Source organism: Candidatus Microbacterium phytovorans (genome assembly GCA_029202445.1).
GTDB lineage: Bacteria > Actinomycetota > Actinomycetes > Actinomycetales > Microbacteriaceae > Microbacterium > Microbacterium phytovorans.
Window position 1 is genome coordinate 18381 of record CP119321.1, and the last position, 25001, is coordinate 43381.

At 70.7% G+C, this 25001-nt stretch carries 20 protein-coding genes; 14 read left to right on the forward strand and 6 right to left on the reverse strand.

All coding sequences use genetic code 11. The annotated features are described in order from the left end of the window. Window positions 1-115 precede the first annotated feature (115 nt). The 8 genes from P0Y48_00100 to ligD all read left to right on the forward strand — a co-directional run bounded on the left by P0Y48_00100 (window position 116) and on the right by ligD (window position 11315). The gene (locus P0Y48_00100; GenBank protein ID WEK13647.1) at window positions 116-1285 is read left to right on the forward strand and encodes an ATP-binding protein; all 1170 of its coding nucleotides are present in this window, start codon (window positions 116-118) and stop codon (window positions 1283-1285) included. Then, the gene (locus P0Y48_00105) at window positions 1278-1940 is read left to right on the forward strand and encodes a response regulator transcription factor (protein ID WEK13648.1); all 663 of its coding nucleotides are present in this window, start codon (window positions 1278-1280) and stop codon (window positions 1938-1940) included. Before P0Y48_00100 ends, P0Y48_00105 begins: the two co-directional genes overlap by 8 nt. Before the next feature lie 108 nt (window positions 1941-2048). Beyond that, window positions 2049-3542 (forward strand): glycosyltransferase, encoded by a 1494-nt coding sequence (locus P0Y48_00110; protein ID WEK13649.1) that lies wholly within the window; start codon window positions 2049-2051, stop codon window positions 3540-3542. Window positions 3543-3732: 190 nt separating this feature from the next. Next, complete coding sequence (locus P0Y48_00115) at window positions 3733-6204, forward strand: 3'-5' exonuclease (GenBank protein ID WEK13650.1); 2472 nt, start codon at window positions 3733-3735, stop codon at window positions 6202-6204. Between the two features lie 126 nt (window positions 6205-6330). Then, entirely contained in the window at window positions 6331-6954 is a 624-nt protein-coding gene (locus P0Y48_00120) for a hypothetical protein (GenBank protein ID WEK13651.1), read from the forward strand. A gap of 140 nt (window positions 6955-7094) precedes the next feature. Next, on the forward strand, window positions 7095-9185 hold the full coding sequence (locus P0Y48_00125) for a carboxypeptidase regulatory-like domain-containing protein (protein WEK13652.1): 2091 nt from the start codon (window positions 7095-7097) through the stop codon (window positions 9183-9185). An 85-nt stretch (window positions 9186-9270) separates the two neighbouring features. Then, entirely contained in the window at window positions 9271-10254 is a 984-nt protein-coding gene (locus P0Y48_00130; GenBank protein WEK13653.1) for an SseB family protein, read from the forward strand. A gap of 44 nt (window positions 10255-10298) precedes the next feature. After that, on the forward strand, window positions 10299-11315 hold the full coding sequence (gene ligD, locus P0Y48_00135) for a non-homologous end-joining DNA ligase (protein WEK13654.1): 1017 nt from the start codon (window positions 10299-10301) through the stop codon (window positions 11313-11315). Between the two features lie 4 nt (window positions 11316-11319). Here ligD and P0Y48_00140 read toward each other — a convergent pair whose 3' ends face one another. The 3 genes from P0Y48_00140 to P0Y48_00150 all read right to left on the reverse strand — a co-directional run bounded on the left by P0Y48_00140 (window position 11320) and on the right by P0Y48_00150 (window position 15193). Continuing rightward, a complete protein-coding gene (locus tag P0Y48_00140) occupies window positions 11320-12507 on the reverse strand; it encodes an AI-2E family transporter (GenBank protein ID WEK13655.1) in 1188 nt (395 codons plus the stop codon). Window positions 12508-12677: 170 nt separating this feature from the next. Then, window positions 12678-13979, reverse strand: a complete 1302-nt coding sequence (locus P0Y48_00145) for a threonine/serine exporter family protein (GenBank protein ID WEK13656.1) — start codon at window positions 13977-13979, stop codon at window positions 12678-12680. Between the two features lie 176 nt (window positions 13980-14155). Beyond that, complete coding sequence (locus tag P0Y48_00150) at window positions 14156-15193, reverse strand: ATP-dependent DNA ligase (GenBank protein WEK15094.1); 1038 nt, start codon at window positions 15191-15193, stop codon at window positions 14156-14158. Between the two features lie 191 nt (window positions 15194-15384). On the opposite strand from P0Y48_00150, the gene P0Y48_00155 reads away from it, so the two are divergent. Further along, window positions 15385-15960 (forward strand): polymer-forming cytoskeletal protein, encoded by a 576-nt coding sequence (locus P0Y48_00155; protein ID WEK13657.1) that lies wholly within the window; start codon window positions 15385-15387, stop codon window positions 15958-15960. A gap of 3 nt (window positions 15961-15963) precedes the next feature. Here P0Y48_00155 and P0Y48_00160 read toward each other — a convergent pair whose 3' ends face one another. Then, window positions 15964-17211 (reverse strand): acyl-CoA dehydrogenase family protein, encoded by a 1248-nt coding sequence (locus P0Y48_00160; protein WEK13658.1) that lies wholly within the window; start codon window positions 17209-17211, stop codon window positions 15964-15966. Window positions 17212-17307: 96 nt separating this feature from the next. Between P0Y48_00160 and P0Y48_00165 the strand changes: the two genes are divergently transcribed. Then, window positions 17308-18507 (forward strand): aminotransferase class I/II-fold pyridoxal phosphate-dependent enzyme, encoded by a 1200-nt coding sequence (locus tag P0Y48_00165; GenBank protein ID WEK13659.1) that lies wholly within the window; start codon window positions 17308-17310, stop codon window positions 18505-18507. On the opposite strand, the gene P0Y48_00170 is transcribed toward P0Y48_00165, so the two are convergent. Continuing rightward, window positions 18488-19168 carry a TetR/AcrR family transcriptional regulator gene (locus tag P0Y48_00170; GenBank protein WEK13660.1) on the reverse strand — a complete coding sequence of 227 codons (681 nt, stop codon included), beginning with the start codon at window positions 19166-19168 and terminating at the stop codon, window positions 18488-18490. The two genes, P0Y48_00165 and P0Y48_00170, sit on opposite strands and share 20 nt — an antisense overlap. Window positions 19169-19314: 146 nt before the next feature. Here P0Y48_00170 and sucC point away from each other — a divergent pair, with 146 nt between their 5' ends. Together sucC and sucD are read left to right on the forward strand one after the other, a co-directional pair. After that, the gene (gene sucC, locus P0Y48_00175; GenBank protein ID WEK13661.1) at window positions 19315-20478 is read left to right on the forward strand and encodes an ADP-forming succinate--CoA ligase subunit beta; all 1164 of its coding nucleotides are present in this window, start codon (window positions 19315-19317) and stop codon (window positions 20476-20478) included. An 11-nt stretch (window positions 20479-20489) separates the two neighbouring features. Continuing rightward, window positions 20490-21392: a succinate--CoA ligase subunit alpha gene (gene sucD, locus P0Y48_00180; protein ID WEK13662.1), complete on the forward strand. Its 903-nt coding sequence runs from the start codon at window positions 20490-20492 to the stop codon at window positions 21390-21392. 175 nt (window positions 21393-21567) lie between these two features. On the opposite strand, the gene P0Y48_00185 is transcribed toward sucD, so the two are convergent. Further along, window positions 21568-22983 carry an NCS2 family permease gene (locus tag P0Y48_00185; protein WEK15095.1) on the reverse strand — a complete coding sequence of 472 codons (1416 nt, stop codon included), beginning with the start codon at window positions 22981-22983 and terminating at the stop codon, window positions 21568-21570. Window positions 22984-23150: 167 nt separating this feature from the next. Here P0Y48_00185 and P0Y48_00190 point away from each other — a divergent pair, with 167 nt between their 5' ends. Both P0Y48_00190 and purN read left to right on the forward strand, forming a co-directional pair. After that, the gene (locus P0Y48_00190) at window positions 23151-24458 is read left to right on the forward strand and encodes a DUF6350 family protein (GenBank protein ID WEK13663.1); all 1308 of its coding nucleotides are present in this window, start codon (window positions 23151-23153) and stop codon (window positions 24456-24458) included. Next, window positions 24382-24975, forward strand: coding sequence for a phosphoribosylglycinamide formyltransferase (gene purN / locus P0Y48_00195; protein ID WEK13664.1), 594 nt, complete (start codon window positions 24382-24384; stop codon window positions 24973-24975). The genes P0Y48_00190 and purN overlap by 77 nt, the downstream gene beginning before the upstream one ends. The last annotated feature ends 26 nt before the right edge of the window (window positions 24976-25001 follow it).

The following is a 25001-nucleotide window of genomic DNA, read 5'->3' on the forward strand; positions in this document are numbered from 1 at the left end:
GTCGCCGCCGATGCGCCCGGCCCGGCCGCCGCGGCCCGCGCGCCCGCCGCGGCCCGCGCGTCCGGTGGTAGCCGCGCCGCCGAGGCCGCCACTCGTGCGGCCTCGCGAATGTCTCGTGGCCGGGGTCGCGGAGGGACTGTCGGTCCACCTCGGGGCGCCGCTGTGGGCGGTGCGCGCCTTCTTCGTCGTGACCGCCGGCATGCTCGGCGCGGGGGTCCTGCTGTACCTGTGGTGCTGGGCGTTCATGCCGTGGGCCGGCGGCGAGGCCTCGCCGACGCGGCGCGCGCCCGTCGCCTGGCTGCTGACCGTCGCGTCGACGGCGCTCGTGCTCACCTTCGTGCCCCTGTACCTAGACCCGTGGGCGTGGAACATCTGGGGAGGGTACAGCGCCCCCGACGCCGTCGCGGCGATGCTTCTCCTCGTCACGACCGTAGCCTTCGCAATGACCGCGGGGATGTGGGCGGCGCTGGTGGATCGCGCCGACCCGGCGCGCGGCATCCGCCATGCTCTGCTCGTCCGCGCGGCGGTGATGTCGCTCCTCGCCGTGCTGCTGGTGCTGGAGTCGTCGCGCCTTGCGAGCGGCGGTGGGGTCACGCAGCTGGTGCGGACGGCGATCCCGCTGGTGGCGCTCGTGGCGGTGTCGTCGACGACGCTCATCGAGCGCTGGCGCGATCTCAGCGGCGAACGCGTCAAGCGCATCCGCGAGGAGCAGCGCGCCGAGATGGCGGCGCACCTGCATGACTCCGTGCTGCAAACCCTCGCGCTCATCCAGAACCGGGCCGGCGCCTCCAGCGAAGCCGCTCGACTCGCCCGCGCGCAGGAGCGGGAGTTGCGCGCCTGGCTCTACGACGGTGACGCCCCCGCCGACAGCGACCTGCCCACCGATCTGCGCGACTACGCGGGCGCGCTGGAACTCGACTTCCCGGTGCGCATCGACGTCGTCTCGGCGGGAGCCTCCGACGAGCGGGCGAGCGGCGAGGTCGCGGCGGCGGCGCGGGAGGCGATCCTGAACGCGGCGCGGCACGCCGGCGGCGAGATCTCCGTCTACCTGGAGGGCACTGCGGCATCCGTCGACGTGTACGTGCGTGACCGCGGACCCGGGTTCGACCCCGACGCCGTGCCGGCCGACCGGCTGGGCGTGCGCGAGTCGATCATCGGACGGATGCGGCGCATCGGCGGGTCGGCGACGATCCGGCCCGGCGGCGGCGGCACGGGCACCGAGGTGCACCTGCGGTACGCGCCCGGTCCCGGACGGGTCTCCAGCGGGCAGGGGCGTCATGGGTGAGCCGCTGCGCGTCGTGATCGTGGACGACCACTCGATCTTCCAGTCGGGGCTGCGGGCAGACCTCGACCCGTCGGTCGATGTCGTGGGCGAGGCCGCCGATGTCGCCACGGCTATCGAGGTGATCGCCGCGACCGTCCCCGACGTCGTGCTGCTCGACGTGCACCTCCCGGGCGCGTCCGGTGTCGCAGAGGCCTCGGGCGGCGAGGCGGTGATCCGGGGCTCCGCGCCGACGGCATCCCGCTTCCTCGCGCTCAGCGTCTCGGATGCCGCGGAGGATGTCGTGCGGGTCATCCGCGCCGGTGCCCGCGGCTACATCACGAAGGGCTCGTCGGGCGGGGAGGTCAGTCGCGCCGTGCACGCGGTCGCCGGGGGCGACGCCGTGTTCTCGCCCCGGTTGGCGGGCTTCGTGCTCGACGCGTTCGGTGCCGTCGCGGGCGAGACGGCCGTGGTCGACGACGAACTCGACCGGCTCTCCTCGCGGGAGCAGGAGGTGATGCGGCTCATCGCACGCGGCTACGCCTACAAGGAGGTCGCCGCGGAGCTGTTCATCTCGATCAAGACGGTCGAGACGCACGTGTCGTCGGTGCTGCGCAAGCTTCAGCTGTCGTCGCGCCACGAGCTCACCGTGTGGGCCTCGGAGCGCCGCCTGCTCTGACCGCGCGACACCCGGGGACACCCCGGTGAGCGGACCAGGGACCGGCCAGGGCATGGACCAGGGGCACCCCGGATGCCGCGGCCGCACGGGGCTCGACAGACTCCTGACATGAGTTCACCGAGGGTCGCCCTGTCCGCATTCCTTCCGCTCGCGTGCTGGCTCGCCGTGGTCGCCCCGCTGACGGTGTGGGCGTGGTCTTTGGGCACCATCGCGGCGATCGCGTTCGCCGTGGCGACGTCGATCCTGTGGGCCACGGGGGCGCGCGCCGCCGCGCTGTGGGTGCGGTCGGTGCAGCAGCCCCGCCCCTCGGACGCTCCGCATCACGACCCCGCGCCCCTGCGCGTCGCCCTGCTCTTCTGCGTCGCCGACGACTTCGACGCGGCGGCGGTGGCGGTGAGCATGCGGCAGGACGTCGACGTCGACACCGTGATCCTCGACGACTCTCGCGACCCGCGATCGCGCTCCGACATCGACCGGTTCGCGCGGGAGTCGGGATGCCGCGTCGTGCGCCGCTCGGACCGCACCGGGTTCAAGGCCGGCAATCTCAATCACGGGCTGCGGGTGCTGCGGGGGAGCTACGACGCATACGTCGTGTGCGACAGCGACGTCGTGCTCCCGCCCGGGTTCGTCCGTGTGTGCGCGGCGGAGCTCGCCGATCCGACGGTCGCTGTCGCTCAGGCCGCCCCGGTCGCCGCCCCTGGCCGGACCGCGTTCGCACGGTACTTCGGTCCGCTGCTCGCCACGCACCTGGCCGTCACGCGTCGCGGCCGCGCCGGACACGGAGTGACGGCGTTCCTCGGGCGGGGTGCGCTGCTGCGCGCCGCCGCTCTCGACGACGTCGGAGGCGTGCCGGAGGTGGTGGCGGAAGACCTCGCGCTGACCGTCGCGCTGCGTCGCCGCGGGTGGCGCCTGGTGTACGCGGACATCGCCTTCACGGAGGATTTCCCGGTCGACTACCGCGCGTTCCGCACGCAACTGCGCAAGACGGCAGAGGGTGCCGTGGAGTTCCTGCGGCGGCCCGCCGTGCGTGGGCTCCCCGTCCGCGAGGCGATCGACGTGGTGGGGGAGACCGCCCTGGTCCCCGGCGCGGCACTCGCCGGCGCGACCTCGATCGTGTCGGGGGCGGCACTCGCCGCGGGCGGGACTGTCCCCCCGCTGTGGGCACTCGTGCTCTCGGCGCTGAGCGGGCTCATGCCCCTCCTGCCCGAGGCGGTGCGCCGTGCACGGTCGCGCCGGCTCGCCGCCGGCGTCACGTTCGCGATCGCGGCGGGCGCCTTGTACGCCTCCACGATGTTCGTCGTCGTCGCGGCGGTGGTGGGCGGCCTGCTCGGCCGGCGTGCGGTGTTCCGGGTCACGCCCAAGCGTGCGGGGTCGCTCGGCGTGCGCCAGCGGATCGACCTCTTCCGCGCGGAGCTGCTCGTCGTGCCGCTCCTCGCGGGCGGGGCGGTCGTGGCATCCGGAAGTGTGTGGGCCGCCGGGGGCGTCGCCTGGCCCCTGGCCCTGGCGGTCGCCTTCGCGGTGCCGGTGGTGGTGCCGGATACCCCCGCTCGGCGGCACGTGGTGTCTCGCGAAGGTGACGCAATCGGCCACCTCGCCGCGTAAGTGGCCGCAGCATGCGCCACTTTCGCGCGAGGCCTCGGGTCACCGCGTCGCGAAGGTGACGCAATCGGCCACCTCGCCACGTAAGTGGCCGCAGCATGCGCCACTTTCGCGCGAGGCCTCGGCATCCGGAAGCGTGTGGGCTGCGGGCGACCGGTCGGGTGTCGGGGCGCGAGCCTAGACTTGACGGGTCATGAGCGACCCGATCAAGCCCGTCATCGTCGGAGGCGGCCCGCGCCGCGCGAGTGGAGACCCCGGGGCAGGCGACCACGTGCGCGCCGACCAGGATCTCCTCGAGGGGCTGAACCCGCCGCAGCTCGAGGCGGTGACCTACCGCGGGCCCGCTCTCCTCATCGTCGCGGGCGCCGGGTCGGGCAAGACGCGCGTGCTGACGCACCGCATCGCGTCGCTGTTGCGCAACCGTGAAGCGTGGCCGAGTCAGATCCTCGCGATCACCTTCACCAACAAGGCCGCCGGCGAGATGCGCGAGCGGGTGCAGCACCTGGTCGGTCAGGCCGCGCAGGGCATGTGGATCTCGACGTTCCACTCCGCGTGCGTGCGCATCCTCCGCCGTGAGGCCGACCAGTTCGGGTTCACGAAGAGCTTCACGATCTACGACTCCGCCGACTCCCGAGCGCTCATCAAGCGGCTCGTGAAGGAGCACGAGGCCGATGCGTTCGGGCTCACCCCCGCGTCCGTTCAGGGGCGCATCTCGAAACTGAAGAACGAACTGTCCGACGCCGAGTCGTTCGCGCGCCAGGCGAATCTCAGCGACCCGGCCGAACGCCTGTTCGCCGCCATCTTCGGTGACTATCAGCGCGCCTTGCAGAAGGCCAACGCGTTCGACTTCGACGATCTCATCGCCCAGACGGTCTACCTGTTCCGCGCGTTCCCGCACGTCGCCGACGTCTACCGGCGACGTTTCCGACACATCCTCGTCGACGAGTACCAGGACACCAACCACGCCCAGTACTCGCTCATCCACGAGCTCACGCGGCCCGTCGTCGGCGCGACCCCCGACGCGTTCTCGTCGGGCGGCATGATGATCTTCGATCCGGTCGATGCGCCCGAACTCGAGGGAGCCTCACTCACCGTCGTCGGCGATTCCGACCAGTCGATCTACGCGTTCCGCGGCGCCGACATCCGCAACATCTCGGAGTTCGAGCGCGACTTCCCGGGGGCGCGAGTCGTGCTGCTGGAGCAGAACTATCGTTCGACGCAGAACATCCTCTCTGCCGCCAACGCGGTGATCAGCAACAACTTCGACCGCAAAGACAAGAAGCTGTGGACCGACGTCGGGGCGGGCGATCCCATCATCGGCTTCACGGGCTACTCGCAGCACGACGAGGCGCAGTTCGTCGCCGACGAGGTCGAGGCGCTGCATCGCGCCGGGTTGCCGTACGGCCAGATGGCGGTCTTCTACCGCACCAACTCGCAGTCCCGCGCGCTCGAGGAGATCCTCATCCGCTCGGCGGTGCCGTACAAGATCATGGGCGGCACGAAGTTCTACGACCGTGCCGAGATCAAGGATGCCTTGGCGTACCTCGTGGCGGTGGCCAACCCCGCCGACGAGCTGGCTCTGCGTCGCATCCTGAACAAGCCCCGGCGCGGTATCGGCGACGTCACCGAGACGTCGATCTCCCGCTATGCGGCGGAGGAGGGCATCACGTTCCGCGACGCCCTGGCCAACGCGTCGGCGCTCGGAGTGGGTCCGAAGATCCAGAAGTCCATCGCCCAACTCGACGCCGTACTGGCCGAGGCCACCGAGATCATGCTGCCGTCGTCGGGCGAGGTGGCCCCGTCGACGTCTGTCACCGAGGGGCTGTCGCTGCTGCTCAACAAGAGCGGCTACTTCGACGCGCTCCGCATATCGAAAGACCCGCAAGACGAAGCGCGGGTCGAGAACCTCGACGAGCTGGTGGCCGTCACGCGCGAGTTCGCCCGCAACAACCCCGACGGCACGGTGCTCGACTTCCTCACGGAGGTCGCACTCGTGTCGGATGCCGACGACCTCGACGACGCGTCGGGCACCGTCTCGCTCATGACCATGCACACCGCGAAAGGCCTCGAGTACGACGCGGTCTTCGTCACCGGGGTGGAGGAAGACCTCATCCCGCACCGCATCTCGGCCGGCGAGCCCGGCGGACCTCAGGAGGAGCGTCGCCTGTTCTACGTCGCCCTCACGCGAGCGCGGAAGAAGCTGCATCTCTCACTCGCGATGACGCGCGCGCAGTTCGGCGAGGTGTCCGTCGCGATGCCGAGCCGCTTCCTTCAGGAGATCCCCCACGAGCTCATCGACTGGCGACAGTCGCCCGGCGACGTCAACTCCCGCGGCGGCAGTCAGTCCCGCGCGCTCAATGCGCGGCGCGGCGGTGGGCAGGGATACGGAGGCGGCAACCGCTACGGCGACGACCTCGTGCCGCTGCCGCGGCGAGACAAGCCGGTGGGCGACATCGCGAAGTTCGCGAACCGCATCCCGGCGAAGGTGCGCGACAACGGCGACCTGGAACTCGCTCCCGGCGACCGCATCCGTCACGACGACTTCGGCGAGGGGCGCGTCGACATGGTCACCGGCGAGGGTGCCAAGCGCGTCGCGCACGTGCGATTCGACTCCGCGGGTCCGAAGAAGCTCCTCATCAAGATCGCCCCGATCGCGAAGCTGTAGGCGGTCGCCGCCTCCGACGCTGTTTCGGATTGCGGCTCACCTCTTCCTTCTTTCATGAGAATGCTCTAATCTCAGCGCAGACACGTCGACTCGTTGACCCCCGGCGGGGATGTGTCCTGGGGATTCATGCGCACTCGACTTCGCACGCGTTCGATCGCTCTCGCCATGGCGAGCGCGATGCTGGCGTCGACCATTGCCTTCGCCGCGCCTGCCGTCGCCGCCGAGTCTCTCGGTGCGACGCAGGCGGCGTCAGCCGCCGCGGACCTGAGCATCCGAGTGCTCCCCGCAAAGCGCGTTGCTTCCTCCACGCCCACCATCTCGGGCCGTGCGATCGCGACGGTCAAGCTCACTGCCAAGCCGGGGCGGTGGACCAGCGGGGCGTCGTTGTCGTACAAGTGGTTCGCGGACGGCAAAGCCATCTCCGGTGCAACGAAGAGCACCCTCACGCTGAAGAGCGCGCAGATCGGCACGCGGATCACGGTGAAGGTGACGGGCAAGAAGGCGGGCCACACCACCGTGTCCAAGACCTCGAAGCCGACCGCTGTGGTGAAGTCGGGGAAAGCGCGCCCGGCGTCGAAGACGTCGTGCCCGAAGGCCTATCCGATCAAGGGCAACCAGACGACTCGGCACACGTCTGACTGGATCTACCACGTCCCCGGTGGCCGCTACTATGCAGCCACACATCCGGAGGAGTCCTTCGCCACGGAGTCCGCGGCGCGAGCCGCCGGTTACCGGGCATCCAAGGTCTGACTCGACAGACCACACCACAACACAAGACCCACCGTCGAACGGGGCTTCGGCGGTACACGGGAAACCCGGGGCAGAGTCGGGTGGATCCACAGCATCCACCCGACTCGCCCGCCCGTGATTTTCGCGATCTGGGGGAGATCATGACGACGATGCGATCGCGCTGGCGCGCCGCGACGGTGACGGCGGCCGTGACCGGCATCCTCCTCGCGGGACTCTCGGGCACCGCTGCCCAGGCAGCCGACAGCGGCGTCATCACGGGTGTCGTGGTCGACACGAGCGGCGACCCGGTAGCGGACGTCTCCGTCGAAGCGACCCGTGTCGGCGGCAGCGAAGAACCGGCGGTTCTGACGAACGACGACGGCCGATACACGATCTCCGGGCTCGCCGCGGGCCAGTACAAGGTGCGGTTCAACGCCGACGTCATCGACGGCATCCTGACCGAGTGGTACGACGGCGCGCGGATGCCGGAGGATGCCACGCCCGTGACGGTGACCGCGGGGGCGACGGCCACAGCCGATGCGAGCTTGTACGACGGGGCGAAGATCGAGGGTCGCGTCATCGACGGCACCACCCTCGCCACCGTGGAGTACGTCGTGGTGTCGGCTTTCGTCCGCACGCCGTGGGGCGAGTCTTTCGTGGACGAGACGACGACCGACTCCGAGGGTCATTACGAGTTCACCGGCCTGTGGCCGGGGGACTATCGCCTCTCCTACGAGTCGTACGAGACCCCGCTTCCCGCATCGAGCATGTATCTCGACGTGTGGGAGGGTAGTCATCTGGTCGGCGTGGACGCAGAACTGGGCGAGACGGGCGTCGTCTCCGGTCGTGTCACGAACCGCGACCATCAGGGAATCGCCGATGCGACCGTCTACTTCTACCCGTCCGATGCGGACAGTACGGCTCTCTTCACGCGCACCGACGAGGACGGCGCGTACGCGATGACCGACCTGCCCGACGGCGAGTATGTGCTCTACGTCGATGCGCCGTTCGACGCGAACCTCACCGACGAGTGGTGGGACGGCGCGGCGACGCGATCGGATGCCGTTCGGGTCGGGATCTACGGCTCGGCCGCCACGAACGTCAACGCGGTGCTCGACGCCGCCTCTTCCATCACCGGCACGGTCACCGACGCCTTCGGCGGCGTCGGGGACCTGTCCGTGTACGCCTACGCGGATTGCACCTCCGACGTGCAATTCGCCGTGGTGCGCACGGCGAACGACGGCGCCTACCGCCTACAGGGACTCCTTCCGGGCTCGTACCGGCTTCGCTTCGGCGACGAGGCGACCACGGCCTACGCGCCGCGATGGCTCGGGGGCCCGTCGTGCGACGAGAGCACCCCCGTCGTGGTAGATAGGAGCGAGGTGACGCCGAACGTCGACGCCATCGTCGGAGAGACCCTCTCCGGCAAGGTCCTCGGAGTCGGGGATGCCGCCCTCCGCGGCGTCTCGGTGCAGGTGCACCCGCCCACCGGCGACGACCCCGACACCGTGCCGGCACCGGCCGCGACGACCACGGCATCCAGCGGCGCGTTCTCCGTCCGCGGACTGCCGCGCGGCACCTACACCGTCGCGTTCGGCGTCACCGCCCACCCCGGCACGTACGTGCCCGAGTGGTGGAAGGATGCCGCGACCGCCGCGACCGCGACGACGATCACCGTCGTTCCGGGCACCGCGCCCGCCTCGCTCACCGCGACCCTCGCCCTGACGTCCGTCACGCTGTCGACCCCCAAGATCACGGGCACCGCGCGCGTGGGCGTGAAGCTCACCGCTCCGGCCGCGCCGAGCGGCACGGTCTACACCTACCGGTGGTCGGCGAACGGAGCCGCGATCAGCGGAGCGACCTCGCGCACCTTCACGCCCGGAGCGTCGCAGCGAGGCAAGACCCTCACGGTGCGCGTCACGGCCTCGCGCACCGGATACGCCTCGACCGCGAAGACGTCCGCACCCACCGCGAAGGTGGCCACCGGCATCCTGACCGCGCCCGTGCCCACCATCTCCGGCACGGTGAAGGTCGGCAAGAAGCTCACGGCCAAGCCCGGCACCTGGACGTCGGGCACGAAACTGACCTACCGCTGGTACGCCAACGGGACGGCGATCAGCAAGGCGACGAAGTCGACCTACACGATCACCTCGTCGCAGAAGGGCAAGAAGATCACCGTGAAGGTCACGGGGTCGAAGTCGGGCTACGGCACCGTCGCGAAGACGTCGAAGGCCACCGCCCGGGTCGGCTGACCCCACCAGAGCACCGGCGTCGGCCCGGGAGGCCATCCGGCTCCGCGGCCGGGGACGGCGCCCCGTTCTCGCATAGGCTGGCCGCATGGCACTCTTCTCGCGTCGCGACCGGCCCGACGAGCCCGAAACGACCCCGCAGCAGGATGCCGAGGCCGCGGCCGACGATCTCGTGCTGCCCGCGGAGATCGAGGAGATCGTGCCGGAGGTCGGCATCTCCTTCTCCACCTACGGAAAGGCCGCAGAGACCCCGGCCGCCGTCCGCCCCGCCGCGGAGGCACCCGCCCGCACGCAGACGGTGCCGGGACTGCCCGACAACGCCATCGTCAAGCAGGCGCTCGCCGCTCTTCCCGAGGCCGCGCAGAACACCGACGTCATGAACGTCATGCGGCAGGCGCTCCAGGGTCACCTCTATGTCCGGGTGCAGGGCGACGCGAAAGCGCTGATCGCGGAAGGGCAGAACCTCACCCTCGCCGTCACCGCCATCGGCGACAAGCGGTTCCTCCTCGCCTTCACCGGCGGTGCGGCGCTCCAGGACTCGGTGCGCGCCGACGGCGACGCGGCCACCTCGGCGGTCGGGCAGCCGGCGTCGACGGTGTTCCAGAACGTCGTCGCTGGCCCGTACGCGGGTCTCTTCCTCGATCACGCGACCTCGGGCGCGCGCCTCATCCTGCCCTCGGAGCTCATCGCGAAGGCGCTGGAAGAGGCCGATCCGACCTTCGCCGTGAAGACGCTGCTCGTGTCGGAACGGACCCCCCGCACGGCCGTCGACGTCGCCGACGCCCTCACTCGCGCCAAGCTCTGGGTCGCCGGCAACGCCGATCCCGAAGGCCGCATCGGGCTCGCCGAGGCACGCTCCGCCGACGGACGCCGTCGCCTCGAAGTCTTCTCCCACCCGCTGGAAGTGATCGCCCTCGGTCGCGGCGATCGCCCGCTCCCCATCACCGGTGAGCAACTGGCGAAGGCGCTCGCCGCCGATGACGGCATCACAGGTGTCGTCGTCGATCCGGCCGGTCCGTGGATCGAACTCGACCGCACCGAGCTCGCCCCGGTGCTCGCGCTCGCCGACTGAGGGCCGGGCTGTCGGACGTCGGACGCAGCGCCTAGGGTCGTGCCATGGCCTCTGAGCGCATCACTCTGACCGCCGGCGACCGGGAGGTCTCGCTGTCGAGCCCCAACCGGGTCATCTGGCCCGACCTGGGTATCACGAAGCACGAACTCGCGGAGTACACGATCGCCGTGGCGGAGCCGTTCCTGCGTGCCAACGGTCATCGTCCGGTCTCCCTGGAGCGCTTCCCCGACTCCGTCGACGGGGAGCGGTTCTTCTCCAAGAACCCGCCGAAAGGCGCACCGGAGTTCGTCCATCAGGTGATGTGCACGTACAACAGCGGGCGACGGCATCCGCAGGTCGTCCTCGATGAGGCCGCGGCGATCGTGTGGGCGGTCCAGATGAACACGGTCGTCTTCCATCCCTGGGCCTCCCTCGCCGCCGACACCGACAACCCCGTCGAACTGCGCATCGACCTCGACCCGCAGCCGGGAACCGACTTCGCGGATGCCGCGGCCGTCGCCCCGGCGCTGCGCGACGTGCTCCGGGAAGCGGGGTTGGACGCGTGGCTGAAGACGAGCGGCAACCGCGGCATCCATGTCTTCTGTCCCATCGAGCCGACGCACGAGTTCCTCGACGTCCGGCACGCCGTGATCGCCGCGAGCCGCGAGCTGGAGCGCCGGATGCCGGACAAGGTGACGACGAACTGGTGGAAGGAAGAGCGCGGCGAGCGTATCTTCCTCGACTTCAATCAGGCCAACCGCGACCGCACGATGGCCGGCGCGTACAGCCCGCGCGCGCTCCCGACCGCGACGGTCGCCACGCCGATCACGTGGGACGAGCTCGCCGAGGGCGTCGACCCGGCGGCGTTCACCGTGCGCACGGTTCCGCAGCGGCTGTCCGACGTCGGCGACCCGTGGGAGCGGATGCAGGCGGCGCCGGGCCGTATCGACACCCTTCTGCAGTGGTGGGAGCGCGACCTCTCCGACGGTCTCGGCGAGCTGCCGTTCCCTCCGGAGTTCCCGAAGATGCCGGGAGAGCCGCCGCGCGTGCAGCCCAGCAGGGCGAAGACCCCCGACGCCTGACCCGTCAGGCCGAGACGGCTTTCGCGACGGCCTCGCGGCGCTTCGGGCGCGCCCAGCGTGCGGGGAGGTCGGGTCCATCCCACACCTGCACGATGCCCCACGCGACCGCGGCGATGGGCACGGCGAGAACGGCGCCGATGATGCCGCTGAGCACCGTTCCGATCGTGAGGGCGATGAGCACGACGAAAGCGTGCAGCTTCATCGTGCGGCCCATGAGGAGCGGTTGGAGCAGGTTGCCCTCGAGCTGGTTGACGAGCACCACCACCCCGATGACCATCAGGGCGACGAACCATCCGTTCGCGACGAGCGCGACGAGGGCGGCGAGGATGCCGGCGACGGTGGCCCCGACGATGGGGATGAAGGCGAGCAGGAACACGAGGACGGCCAGGGGGATCGCGAGCGGCACCTGCAGGATGAGAAGACCGATCAGGATGCCGATGGCGTCGACCGCGGCGACGGTCGCCGTGCCGCGCACGTAGGAGCCGAGGGTCGTCACGGTCTTGTCGCCGATGCGCACGGCGCGCTGGTACTGCTCGCCCTGGAAGGGGCGGAGGAGGAACGCCCACATCTGCGGGCCGTCCTTCAGGAAGAAGAACAGCATGACGATCATGAGGACGAGTCCGGTGATGAAGTTCGCGACGGCGCTGACCCCCGCGAGGGCGCCCGAACCGAACTGCGCACTCGTCACGAAGTCCTGGAGCGTCGCGACCCACTCGTCGATCTGGCCCTGATCGATGTCGAACGGCAGCGTCCCGACCCACGCTGTGAGGTCCTGCACGCCCTGCTGCGCCTTGGTGTAGAGCTCGTCCCACTGATCGCGGACGGCCCAGACGATGAGCCAGGACACTCCGCCCAGGATCACGACGATCGCGAGGAGAGCGAGGAGGGTCGCCACGAGCGAGGGCACCCCCCGGCGGCGCAGCCACGTCATGACGGGCGCGAACGCGGAGGCGAAGATGAGCGCCAGCACCAGCGGGATCGTCACGACGGTGAGCTGCTGGATGCCGAGGATGACGCCCGCCGTGATGGCTACGACGATGAGCACCTGCAGCGACCGGATCGCGAGGGTCCCGAGGCCGTCGCTCCACAGGCTCCAGGGCTTGCCGCCGGCGGCGACAGCGACGGGGGCCGCGTGCGTCGTATCGAGGCGGACGGTCTTCGGCGCGGGACGGAAGAGCTGGAACGGAGCCATGAGTCGACGCTAGACGACGGCGGCTTCGAGAGAGAACACCTTGCGAAAGTGGCGCAAGGTGTGGTCACTTGCGCGGGGTGGGGGCCGATTGCGCCACGTTCGCGAGGTGGTGGGGGCCGATTGCGTCACGTTCGCGAGGTCGCGAGGGGGCGGGGGAGGATGCCGGGGCGTCAGCGCGCGGGCAGCTGCCACTCGCGTTCGGTGAGCACGCGCGCGACGGTGAGTCCGATGGCGAGCGCGACGACGACGAACAGCGCCTGCATCCCGTTCTGGATCGCGGCGAGGGTGTCGCCGTCGATGACTCCCGCGATCGAGCGGTAGGCCGCCGCCCCGGGCACCATGATCAGCACGGCCGGCACCGTGAGGGTCACGCGGGGCGCGCGGAGGCGATCACCGACGAGGAACGCGCCGAGGCCCACCGCGAGGGCGGCGGCGGCAGCGGCCACCGCCGGCATCAGGCCGGCGTCGATGAGGGCGAGGCGCCCGACGTTCGCCGTCGCGCCGAGCAGGGCCGCGGCCAGGGCGATCGCCGGCGGCGTCGAGAAGAGCACCGCGAAACCGACCACGCCGACGATGCCGGCGGCGAAGCGCATGAGGGACAGCCACGGCTCGGCGAAGGCGGGGCTCGCCGTCTGCGTGACGGTCGCATCGAACATCGTCGCGACGCCCCACACCGCCGTGCCCGTCGCCAGGAGGATCAGCACCGCGTACGTCACGCGCGCGATCCCGGAGTTCAGGTCGAGGCGCGCGAGGTCCAAGGCGCCGGTGACCAGCGGGAAGCCCGGCACGAGGAAGAGCACCGCGCTCGTGAGCGCCGCGTCGTGTTGACCTCCCGGCAGCCCCAGCAGGGTGAACAGTTGCGCGACGAGCAGGTAGACCACCAGGGCGGTGATCGCGGAGGCGAACACGACGAGGAACTCGTTGATGCGCAGGCGGTGGATCGTCATGCGCACCGCCTGGCCGGTTCCCGCCGCGATCCCCACGGCGACGAACTCCTGCCACCCGCCGTTGTTGAGGAGCGCGAACGCGGCGCACGCGAGGGCGGCCGCGACGACGCGCAGCACGGAGGAGTACCGCCGCGGCATCCGTTCGATTCCGTCGAGGCGCTCTTGCACGGCGGCGGCCGTCATGCCGGGGTGCAGCTCGTTGGTCAGCCGCTTGAGCGCGGTGAGGCGATCCGCGTCGACCGCGGGGGTGCGGATCTCCGCGACCCGTGTGCGGAACATCTGTCCGCGGCTCGCCGTCGACACGATGTCCTTCATCCCGACGCGGGAGTGGAGCTCTTCGATCCCGACCGCACGCGCGGCGCGCGCCATGCTGTCGCTCACCCTCGCCGACGATGCGCCGGCGCCGAGCATGAGCGCACCGAGTCGCAGGACGGCATCCGTGCGCGCGATGAAGCCGACGGGCTCCAGCCGGAGCTCCGCCGTGTGGGTGGGATCGGGATCCGGCGTCCCGGATGCGTCGGCCATGCCTCGATCCTGGCATCCGGGATGCCGCACCGCACGACCGCGGAACCGGCATTAATCACGGCGAGCGGCGATGTCGGGTCGCGGCGCCGAGGGTAGCGTCGAAGACAAGCCGGACCCCCCCGACGGCTTCACACAGATTTCGGGCCCGTGAGTCCGGCCGCTGGAGTCCGGCGCCGTCACGGGCCCGTTCTGTGTCCGTCGAGCACGTCGCCCAGGTCGTAGGCCGTGACCGTCTCGAGCTGGTCGAACGTGCAGGAACGCGCGTCGCGGTCGGGGCGCCACCGCTCGAACTGCACCGTGTGGCGGAAGCGCTCTCCTTCGAGCTGGTCATAGCGCACTTCGAGCACCCGCTCGGGACGCAGCCGCACGAACGACACGTTCTTGGATGCCGAGAACCGCGAACGATCGGTCTCCCCGACGACCGTTGCGCCCTCGTCATCGCGCTCCACCAGGGGTGCCAGCTCGTCGACGAGCTCGCGACGTCGCACGTCGCTCCACGCGGCGACGCCCCCGACGTTGCGGATGCGCCCGTCGGCGTCGTACAGGCCGACGAGCAACGACCCGACGCCCTCGCCGCTCTTGTGCACGCGGTAGCCGACGGCGACGACGTCGGCCGTTCGCGCGTGCTTGACCTTGAACATCGTCCGCTTTCCGGGTGCATACGGCTGAGCGAGCGGTTTGGCGACGACGCCATCGAGTCCGGCGCCCTCGAACTCGGCGAGCCAGCGGTCGGCGAGCGCCGCGTCGCGGGTCGTGCGCGTCAGATGGATCGGGTGGGCGACACCGTCCAGCAGGTCTTCGAGTCGGGCACGCCGCTGCGCGAACGGCTCGTCCTGCAGATCGTCGTCGCCGAGCGCGAGCAGGTCGAAAGCGATGAACATCGCGGGGGTGGTCTCGCTGAGGAGAGCCACGCGGGAGGCGGCCGGGTGGATGCGCTGGGACAGCGCCGACCAGTCGAGGCGCTGCTGACCGGGCTCGCCGACCGCCACGACGATCTCGCCGTCGAGGAGGCACGGCCCGGGGAGGAGACGCGAGAACGCCTCGACGAGTTCGGGGAAGTAGCGCGTCAGCGGCTTCGAACCCCGCGAGCCGATCTCCACGTCGGTGCCGTCCCACGCGACGAGCGCGCGGAACCCGTCCCACTTCGGTTCGTAGGAGAGGCCGCCGGCGATCCGATCGGGGGCGGGGACCGCCGGGACGGACTTGGCGAGCATCGGTGCGGGGATCTCGTACACGGCATCCATCCTGGTCCGTCGCGGGGAGCGGGGCGAGGGGTGAGGCGAGAGCGGACCGGAGAACGAACCGGCTAAGAGCGTTCTCATGGCCGCTTCATCGGCGTCTCATCCTCGCCCGATGAACTGGGTTCACCGCCGGAACGGGTCCGGCGACGACGAGAGGACTCCCCATGAAGACGTCACGCATCCTGACCATCGGCACCGCTTCCGCACTCCTCCTGGTCGCCGCTCCGGCTGCCGCCATGGCCGCCGATGTCGTGCGCTCCGGTGACTACACGGTGGCGGCCGGCACCATCATCCGCGGCGACCTCGTGGTCACGGGCGGCACCGTCACCATCCACGGACATGTCACCGGAAACGTCCGCCAGAGCGGCTCCGGCGGGGTCGTCGTGGGCACACGTGGCGAGGTCGACGGCAGCGTCGTCGAGTCCGGCTCCGGCGGGGTCCGCGTCATCGGCGAGGTCGACGGCCATGTCTCCGAGCATGACTCCGGCGGCGTGTACATCGAGCGCTCCGGTGAGGTCGACGGCAACGTGACCGAGCGCGACGGCAACTCGCTCCACATCCACGGGTCGGTCGACGGCACTGCGCGCGAGAGCGGCACCGGCAACCTCGCGGTGTTCCGCACCGGTGAGGTCGACCGCGATGTGATCGAGCGTGATGGCGGCAGCCTCATCCTCTACCGCGGAGCCGAGATCGAGGGCGCCGTCAGCGAGGGCGGTTCCGGGTCGATCGTCCGCCGCTGATCCTCAGGCGAACGCGCTCACCCCGGTGATGTCGCGTCCGATGAGAAGAGCCTGCACGCTCTCGGTGCCTTCGTAGGTGTGGATCGCCTCGATGTCCGCCATGTGCTGGATGACGCCGTTCTCCAAGAGGATGCCGTTGCCCCCCAGCAGATCGCGAGCCGTCGAGGCGATTCGCCGTGCCGCGCGCGTGTTGTGGTACTTCGCCAGCGACGCCTGCGTGGGGCGCAGGCCTCCCGACGTCTCGAGGTCGGCGAGGTGGCGGCAGTAGAGCTGCATCGCGGTGAGTTCCTCGAGCATCTGCGCCAGCCGCTCCTGGACCATCTGGAACCGGGCGAGCGGCTTGCCGAACTGCATCCGCTGGCCGGCGTACTGCAGGGCGGCCTCGTAGCAGGCGGTCGCGTGGCCGAGCGCCGACCACGCCACGCCCGATCGCGTCGAGTACAGCACGGTCGAGGCATCGCGGAAGGTGCGGGCGCCCGGCAGCACGGCGTCGGCGGGAAGGCGCACGTCGTCGAGGGTGATGTGGGCCTGGTGGATGCCGCGCAGAGCGCCCTTGCTGGTGATGACGGTCCCGGTGTAGCCGGGCGTGTTCTGCTCGACGAGGAAGCACCGCACCGCGCCGTGGTCGTCGGCGCCGTCGTCGTCGACGCGGGCCCACACGAACGTGACGCCGCCCGCGGCGCCGTTGCCGATCCACTTCTTCGTGCCGCGGAGAACCCACCCGCCCCCGTCGCCGGCGGACTCGCGCCGCGCGACGGTCTCGAGGGAGACGGAGTCGGAGCCGTGGTCGGGCTCGGTGAGTGCGAACGCGGCGGGCACCTCGGCGCGTGCGATCGGTCGCAGCCAGCGCGCCTGCTGCGCCGGGCTGCCGAACAGCGCGAGCGTGCGCAGCGCGAGACCGCCCTGCACGGCGATCACGGTGCCGAGCGAGCCGTCGCCGCGGGACACCTCCATGTTGACGAGCCCGGCCGCCAAGGGGGAGAACCGGGTGAGGTCGGGGTGATCGATGCCGTCGTTGAGCAGATCGAGCTCGCCGAGGCGTGCGGCGAGGTGCAGCGGGTACTCCGCGGCATCCCACGCGTCGCGCATCTGCGGGCCGACCTCGTCGATGTAGGCCTGCGCGCGCTCCCACACCGCACGGTCGTCGTGGGGGATGTCGGCGAAGACGGCGTAGTAGTCGGTGCCGAGGCGGCCGGTGACGTCGTACGACGCGACGGACTCGCCGGGGAGGGTGTCGGTGCGGGTGGACATTCCTTCAGAATACCGTCGATGGAGATTCAGTGTCACCTCGCGCGGAACGCAGTCTCATGTCATCCGCCCGTCACACCGGGAGCGTAGCCTGGCCCGGTGCCGCACCTCAGCCCTCACGTCGCCCACGTTCCCGGAAGCGGCATCCGTCGCCTGTTCGAGATCGCGCTCACCCTCGACGACGTGACGTTCCTCGCCGTGGGCGAGCCCGACCTTCCCGTCGCAGACCACATCGCCACGGCGGCGAAGACGGCGTGGGATGCCGGTGACACCAACTACACCGCCAACGGCGGCATCCCGCCCCTGCGCCGCGCGTTCGCGCAGCGGTTCGCCCACGACCGCGGAGTCGCCCTCGATCCCGAGCGCGTCTGGGCCACGGTCGGCGGCACGCAGGCGCTGCACCAGGCGCTCGGTCTCATGCTCGATCCAGGCGACGAGGTGCTCGTGCCCGACCCCGGCTACACGACGTTCTCGATGAGTCCCCGGATGCTGTCGGCCGTCCCCGTCGCCTACCCGCTTCGCGAGGAGGCAGCCTTCCTCCCCGAGCTCGACGTGCTCGAACGTCTCGTCACTCCGCGTACGCGCGTGATCATCGTCAACTCGCCGTCCAACCCGCTCGGCACGACCCTCGACGAGGAGCGGGCACGCGGCATCCTCGACTTCGCTCGGCGGCACGACCTCTGGGTGCTCAGCGACGAGGTGTACGCCGAGCTCACGTGGGACGGCCCCCACGTGAGCCTCACCGCGCTCGATACGCGCGAGACCGGCGGGGAGCGCGTCGTCGGTGTGTTCTCCCTGTCCAAGACATATGCCATGACCGGCATCCGGGTGGGATTCCTCGTCGCCCCTCGCGACTGGGAGGGTCCGCTGCGGTCGGCTCAGGAGGCGATGATCTCCTGCCTCAACGCGCCCGCCCAGCACGCGGCTATCGCGGCGCTCGCCGGGAGTCAGAACGGTGTCGCCGACGCGCGGTCCCACTACCGCGACAACCTGCGCGCCGCGACCGACCTCCTCGACGCGCGCGGCATCCGCTACCTCGAGCCGTCGGGTGCCTTCTACCTGTGGATCGACGTGCGCCATGCCTCCGGCGGCGACGTCGCCGCATGGACCGAGGACTTCCTCCGGCGTGAGCGCGTCGCGGTCGCACCCGGCTCGGCGTTCGGGCCGTCCGGTGAGGGCTGGATCCGCGTCTGCGTCGCCGCGTCGCGCACCGACCTTCTCCACGGACTGTCGCTGCTGCCGTCGCCGCACCCCACCGAGGCTGTCGTGGCGGGGCCGGTCAGGTCAGCTCGGATTTGAGGCGACGCGCGATCTCCGCGGTGGGCATACGCCGCGGGAACGCCGCGATCACGAGGTCGTCGGGGGCCGGTGTCTCGCCGCCGGGGTGCACGCCGAACCGGTGCATCAGGTCGTCGTAGGCGTCGGCGAGAACGGATGCCGGCACCTTCTTCGTGCCGCGCAGCAACCGCCGCAGTACGTGATTGTGCACGGCGGTGACCGCCGCCGAGAAGGCGACCGACTCCACCGGGTCGATGCCGGGGAGCGCTCCGCGCAAGTAGTCGTCGAAGAGGCGCTCGTACTGGAACACCGTCACGATCTCGCGCTCCCGCAGCGCCGGCACCTGTCGCACGACGGAGTATCGACGGCGGGCCAGCTCGGGATCGGCGGCGAAGTGCCGGAACACCTGGACGGATGCCTCGCACACCGCGGCCCACGGGTTCTCGTGGCCGTTCTCGTGCGCCGTGCTGAGGAACTCCCGCAGGCGCGCGAGGAGTTCGTCGTGATCGGTGAAGACGACGTCGTCCTTGCCGCCGAACTGGCGGAAGAAGGTGGATCGGGAAACCCCCGCGGCCTGCGCGATCTGCTCGACCGAGGTCGCCTCGAACCCCTGCGTGGCGAACAGGTCGAGAGCGGCCGCAACGACGGTGTTGCGGGTGGGCGGGGGAGTGAGGTCACTCATGACGCCGAGCCTAGCGACGCCGAGACCGCCCGTGCTCCCTGAACGGGGCACTCAGTCGCACGTACTAGGCTGGGGGATTGGTCGATATCTCGACATCGAGACTTCTTCGTCCTCAAAACCCACCGTCGCCCAGCGAAGGATTGCACGTGGATCTCTACGAGTACCAGGCACGAGACCTGTTCGAAAAGTACGAGGTGCCGGTGCTCGCCGGCATCGTCGCCGACACCCCTGAGGAGGCGAAGGCAGCGGCCGAGAAGCTCGGCGGCGTCGTCGTCGTCAAGGCTCAGGTCAAGACCGGAGGCCGCGGCAAAGCCGGTGGCGTGAAGGTCGCCAAGACCCCCGATGAGGCGTTCGAGGCGGCGCAGGCCATCCTCGGCCTCGACATCAAGGGCCACGTCGTCAAGCGCGTCATGGTCGCCGCCGGCGCCCGCATCGCCAAGGAGTTCTACTTCTCGGTGCTGCTCGACCGCGCCAACCGCTCCTACCTCTCGCTCGCGAGCGTCGAGGGCGGCATGGAGATCGAGGAGCTCGCCGTCGAGCGTCCCGAGGCCCTCGCCCGGGTCGAGGTCGACCCGCTCGTCGGGATCGACGCCGCCAAGGCCCTCGAGATCGCCAAGGCCGCGAACTTCGACGACGAGCTGGCGCCCAAGGTCGCCGATGTGTTCGTGAAGCTCTTCCAGGTCTACAAGGGCGAGGACGCCACGCTCGTCGAGGTGAACCCGCTCATCCTCTCGGAGGAGGGCGACATCATCGCCCTCGACGGCAAGGTCTCGCTCGACGAGAACGCCGACTTCCGCCACGCCGGCCACGCGCTCCTCGAAGACAAGGAGGCGGCCGACCCGCTCGAGGCGAAGGCCAAGGCCAACGACCTCAACTACGTGAAGCTCGACGGCGAGGTCGGGGTCATCGGCAACGGTGCAGGCCTCGTGATGTCGACGCTCGACGTCGTCGCCTACGCGGGCGAGAAGCACGGCGGCGTGAAGCCCGCCAACTTCCTCGACATCGGCGGCGGCGCCTCGGCCGAGGTCATGGCCGCCGGTCTCGACGTCATCCTCGGCGATCCGCAGGTGAAGTCGGTGTTCGTCAACGTGTTCGGCGGCATCACCGCGTGCGACGCCGTCGCCAAGGGCATCGTCGGTGCACTCGCCGAGCTCGGCGCCAGCGCCTCCAAGCCGCTCGTCGTGCGTCTCGACGGCAACAAGGTGGAGGAGGGTCGCGCCATCCTGCGTGACGCCGCCCACCCGCTCGTGACCCTGGCCGTGTCGATGGACGAGGGCGCCGACAAGGCCGCCGAGCTCGCCAACCTGTAAGGACTAGAGAAATGTCGATCTTCCTCACCAAGGACTCCAAGGTCATCGTCCAGGGCATCACCGGCGGCGAGGGCACCAAGCACACCGCGCTGATGCTGAAGGCGGGCACGAACGTCGTCGGCGGCGTCAACGCGCGCAAGGCGGGCACCACCGTGCTGCACACCGACAAGGACGGCAACTCGATCGAGCTGCCGGTGTTCGGCACCGTCGCGGAGGCCATCGAGGCCACCGGCGCCGACGTGTCGATCGCCTTCGTGCCGCCCGCGTTCACGAAGGCGGCGATGGTCGAAGCCATCGACACCGACATCCCGCTGCTCGTCGTGATCACCGAGGGCGTGCCCGTCGGCGACACTGCCGAGGCGTGGGCGTACGCGCAGAGCCGCGGCAACAAGACGCGCATCATCGGCCCGAACTGCCCCGGCATCATCACCCCGGACGAGGCTCTCGTCGGCATCACCCCGGCCAACATCACCGGTAAGGGCCCCATCGGGCTCGTGTCCAAGTCGGGCACCCTGACGTACCAGATGATGTACGAGCTGCGTGAGATCGGCTTCTCGACCGCGATCGGCATCGGTGGCGACCCGATCATCGGGACGACCCACATCGACGCGCTCGCCGCGTTCGAAGCCGACCCCGAGACGAAGGCGATCGTCATGATCGGTGAGATCGGCGGCGACGCCGAGGAGCGTGCGGCCGACTTCATCAAGGCGAACGTGACGAAGCCGGTCGTCGGCTATGTCGCCGGCTTCACGGCCCCCGAGGGCAAGACGATGGGCCACGCCGGCGCCATCGTCTCCGGCTCGGCGGGCACCGCGCAGGCGAAGAAGGAGGCCCTCGAGGCCGCCGGCGTCAAGGTCGGCAAGACGCCGTCCGAGACGGCCGCTCTCATGCGCGAGATCATCGCCGGTCTCTGAGTCCAGACACCCGAGAGGGCCGGATGCCACGTGGCATCCGGCCCTCTCTTTGTTCCGTGCGGGCGCTGCGCGCGGGTGCCGACCGACGCTTCGCCGGCGCCGTTCTGCGGGTCCGCGGTGCGCGCACCCGCAGTTTGACGCGGTCGAAGCGCCCCAAAGGCGCCCGGGGCGACGGTCAGCCGGCCAGCAGGGCCTCGATCGGACCGCGCGCGAAAAACACGACGAACCCGGCGGCGACGACCCACAGGAGCGGGCTGATCTCCTTCGCCTTGCCCGACAGCGACCGGACCACGACCCAGCTGACGAAGCCCGCGCCGATGCCGTTGGCGATCGAGTAGGTCAGCGGCATCACGGTCACCGTGAGGAAGACCGGGACGAGCGCGGACAGGTCGGTGAGGTCGACGTGACGGATCTGCGCCATCATCAGCGCACCGACGATCACGAGCGCCGCGGCCGCGATCTCGGTGGGCACGATCGTGGTGAGCGGCGTGAAGAACATCGCCAGCAGGAACAGTCCGCCGGTGACGAGGTTCGCGAGGCCCGTCTTCGCGCCCTCGCCGATACCCGCACCCGATTCGATGAACACCGTGTTGGACGACGACGACGTGAGGCCTCCCGCGACGGCGCCGACGCCCTCGACGATGAGTGCGGAGCGCAGGCGGGGGAAGTTGCCCTTGGCGTCGGCCAGGCCCGCCTCGCGCGACAGGCCGGTGAAGGTGCCCATCGCGTCGAAGAAGTTCGTGAAGAGGAGGGTGAAGACGAGCATCGTCGCCGCGAGCACGCCGATGCGCTCGAACGAGCCGAAGCTGATCTGTCCGACGAGGCTGAGGTCGGGCAAGGAGACGAGCGAACTGGGCAGCTCGGGGACCGACAGGCCCCACCCGCCGGGGTTCGCGAGCTGCCCGTCGGCGCCGATCTTCGGACCGAGGTTCCAGATCGCCTCGACGACGACGGCAGCGACGGTGCCCGAGACCAGCGCGATGAGGATCGCGCCCTTGACCTTGCGTGCCAGCAGCACGGCCGCCAGGAGCAGCGTCAGGACGAACAGGAGCGTCGGAACGGTCGCGATCGACCCCGCGACGCCGAGGCCCACGGGCGGCGAGTTCGCCCCCGTGGCCGTCACGAACCCGCTGTCGACGAAGCCGATGAAGGCGATGAACAGGCCGATGCCGACCGTGATGGCGGTCTTCAGCGCCATGGGGACGGCGTCGAAGATGAGGCGCCGCAGGCCGGTGGCGGCGAGGAGGACGATCAGCAGACCGTTGATGACGATGAGGCCCATCGCCTCGGCCCACGTGACCTGACCGACGACGGCGACGGCGAGGAACGAGTTGATGCCGAGGCCCGCGGCGAACGCGAACGGCAGGCGGGCGACGAGGCCGAAGAGGATCGTCATGGCTCCCGCGGTGAGAGCCGTCGTGGCCGCGACCTGCGGGAACTCGAGCTGCGCCCCCGTGACGTCCACGCCGCTGGAGAGGATGATCGGGTTCAGGATCACGATGTAGGCCATCGCGACGAAGGTGACGAGGCCGCCGCGGACCTCCGCCCCGATCGTCGAGCCGCGCTCGGTGATCTGGAAGAAGCGGTCGATGCGCGTCGTGCTCCCGGTGGTGTCGGTTCGCGCGGTGCTCTCGGTGCTCGCGTCGCTCTGCGTGCGGGTGTTTCGCTTGGTGCTCAAGGGGGACCTCCATCGACGAAGGTAGCGCGCCCGCGCGCCCTCGGGGAACGCCCGCGACCGGTAGGTAGGGTCGAACCCGCATGAACCGCCTGCTCGTCGCCCTCCTCGCCGCCTTCGACGCCGTCATCGTCGTCGCCGTCGGCCTCGCCGCCGCACTCGCCCCACTCACCGTGCTGTGGGTGTTCGGCGTCCCCGCCGCCGACTGGCAGGCGCTGTGGCCGGCCGCCGCGACCCTGTGGCAGGCGGGACACCTCGTGCCCCTCCAGGTGGCACTGGATGCCGAGTACGTGACGGCCGTCGGCATCAGCCCCGACGCGTCGAGCTTCGTCTTCTCTCTCGCTCCGCTCGCCTTCACCGTGTTCACCGCGGTGTTCGCGGCGCGCTCCGGAGCCCGCGCCGCCCGCGCCGGGGCCTGGCCGGTCGGCGTCGCCGCGGGCGCCGTCGTGGTCGGCGTGCTCGCGACCCTCGTCGCGCTCACTTCGCGGCTCGCGGTCGCCGCCGTCGACACCACCGCGGCGATCGCGATCCCCGTCGCCGTGTTCGCCGTCCCCTGTCTGCTCGGTGCGCTCGTGACCGCCTGGCGTCACGGCGACGACGGCATCCTCGACCGGCTCCGTCACCGTCTCGACGTCGACGACACGGGCGTCGTCGAGGCGGGGGCGCGGGGCATCGCCGCGGCGCTCACCGGCATCCTCGGCGTCGGCGGGCTCGTCGTGGCGGCAGCGGTCTTCACGGGCGGCGGCCGGATGGTCGCGCTCTTCGAAGCCGCGCACGTCGATCTGATCGGTGTGATCGTCCTCGGGCTCGGTCAGCTCGTCTACCTCCCGACCCTCATCGTGTGGGGGGCGGCGTTCGCGTCGGGCCCCGGCTTCTCGGTCGGCCAGGGCACCGCGGTGGGCCCCGGGGGCACCGACCTCGGCGTCGTGCCCGGCATCCCGGTGCTGGGACTCATCCCCGAAGACCCGTCGCCGTGGCTCCTGCTCCTCGCGCTCGCGGTGGTCGCCGTCGGTGCGGGCGCGGGCTGGGTCGCGCGCGCGCGACTGAGAACGGCGGATGCCGGCGAGCCGCTGCTGTCCCGGCTCATCGCCCTCGCCCTGGTGGTCGTCGGGGCTGCGGGAGGTGCGGCGCTGCTGGCCGTGCTGGCCTCCGGGTCGCTCGGGCCCGGTCGTCTGGCGCAGGCGGGTCCGTCGGCGGGGTCGTTCGCCCTCGCGGTGGCGGTCGAGGTCGCCCTCGGTGCGGCGGCGGTCCTGCTGTCGCCGCGGGCCGATTCCCCCGGCGAGGAAGCCGCGTCGTCGCCGGTAGACTGGGCCGGTGCTGACCCTGGCCGTGCTGATCTCGGGCACGGGTTCGAATCTTCGGGCCCTGCTGGAGGCGGCGAGCGACCCTGATTTCCCCGCCCGGATCGTCGTCGTCGGGGCGGATCGCCAGGCCGACGGGTTCGCGCACGCGGAGGCCTTCGGCATCCCGACGATCATGGTCCCGTACAGCGAGTTCGCCTCGCGGGAGGAGTGGGGTGCCGAGCTGCACGCGCAGCTGACGGTCTGGCGCCCCGACCTCGTGGTGCTGAGCGGACTCATGCGTCTGCTGCCGGCCGCGTTCGTCGACGCGTGGGCGCCGCGCCTCATCAACACCCACCCCGCGTACCTCCCCGAGTTCCCGGGCGCCCACGGCGTCCGCGACGCGCTCGCGGCGGGAGCGACCCAGACCGGCGCGAGCGTCATCGTGGTCGACGGCGGTGTCGATACGGGGCCGATCCTGGCGCAGGAGCGCGTCGACGTGCTCCCCGGCGACACCGAGCACTCCCTGCACGAGCGCATCAAGCCCGTCGAGCGGCGCCTCCTCATCGACGTCGTGCGCCGCATCGCGACCGGCGACCTCGACCTCTCCGTCTACGACACCCACTGACACCCACACCCCTGGCATCACAGGAC

What these genes read in the sequence shown, in the direction of transcription:
- P0Y48_00170 (WEK13660.1), bottom strand. Translation starts at nt 19,168, where the DNA reads ATGAGTGACCTCACTCCCCCGCCCACCCGCAACACCGTCGTTGCGGCC.
- P0Y48_00115 (WEK13650.1), top strand. Translation starts at nt 3,733, where the DNA reads ATGAGCGACCCGATCAAGCCCGTCATCGTCGGAGGCGGCCCGCGCCGC.
- P0Y48_00105 (WEK13648.1), top strand. Translation starts at nt 1,278, where the DNA reads ATGGGTGAGCCGCTGCGCGTCGTGATCGTGGACGACCACTCGATCTTC.
- P0Y48_00150 (WEK15094.1), bottom strand. Translation starts at nt 15,193, where the DNA reads ATGCTCGCCAAGTCCGTCCCGGCGGTCCCCGCCCCCGATCGGATCGCC.
- P0Y48_00130 (WEK13653.1), top strand. Translation starts at nt 9,271, where the DNA reads ATGGCACTCTTCTCGCGTCGCGACCGGCCCGACGAGCCCGAAACGACC.
- sucD (WEK13662.1), top strand. Translation starts at nt 20,490, where the DNA reads ATGTCGATCTTCCTCACCAAGGACTCCAAGGTCATCGTCCAGGGCATC.
- P0Y48_00140 (WEK13655.1), bottom strand. Translation starts at nt 12,507, where the DNA reads ATGGCTCCGTTCCAGCTCTTCCGTCCCGCGCCGAAGACCGTCCGCCTC.
- P0Y48_00120 (WEK13651.1), top strand. Translation starts at nt 6,331, where the DNA reads ATGCGCACTCGACTTCGCACGCGTTCGATCGCTCTCGCCATGGCGAGC.
- ligD (WEK13654.1), top strand. Translation starts at nt 10,299, where the DNA reads ATGGCCTCTGAGCGCATCACTCTGACCGCCGGCGACCGGGAGGTCTCG.
- P0Y48_00155 (WEK13657.1), top strand. Translation starts at nt 15,385, where the DNA reads ATGAAGACGTCACGCATCCTGACCATCGGCACCGCTTCCGCACTCCTC.
- P0Y48_00125 (WEK13652.1), top strand. Translation starts at nt 7,095, where the DNA reads ATGACGACGATGCGATCGCGCTGGCGCGCCGCGACGGTGACGGCGGCC.
- P0Y48_00160 (WEK13658.1), bottom strand. Translation starts at nt 17,211, where the DNA reads ATGTCCACCCGCACCGACACCCTCCCCGGCGAGTCCGTCGCGTCGTAC.
- P0Y48_00145 (WEK13656.1), bottom strand. Translation starts at nt 13,979, where the DNA reads ATGGCCGACGCATCCGGGACGCCGGATCCCGATCCCACCCACACGGCG.
- P0Y48_00110 (WEK13649.1), top strand. Translation starts at nt 2,049, where the DNA reads ATGAGTTCACCGAGGGTCGCCCTGTCCGCATTCCTTCCGCTCGCGTGC.
- P0Y48_00190 (WEK13663.1), top strand. Translation starts at nt 23,151, where the DNA reads ATGAACCGCCTGCTCGTCGCCCTCCTCGCCGCCTTCGACGCCGTCATC.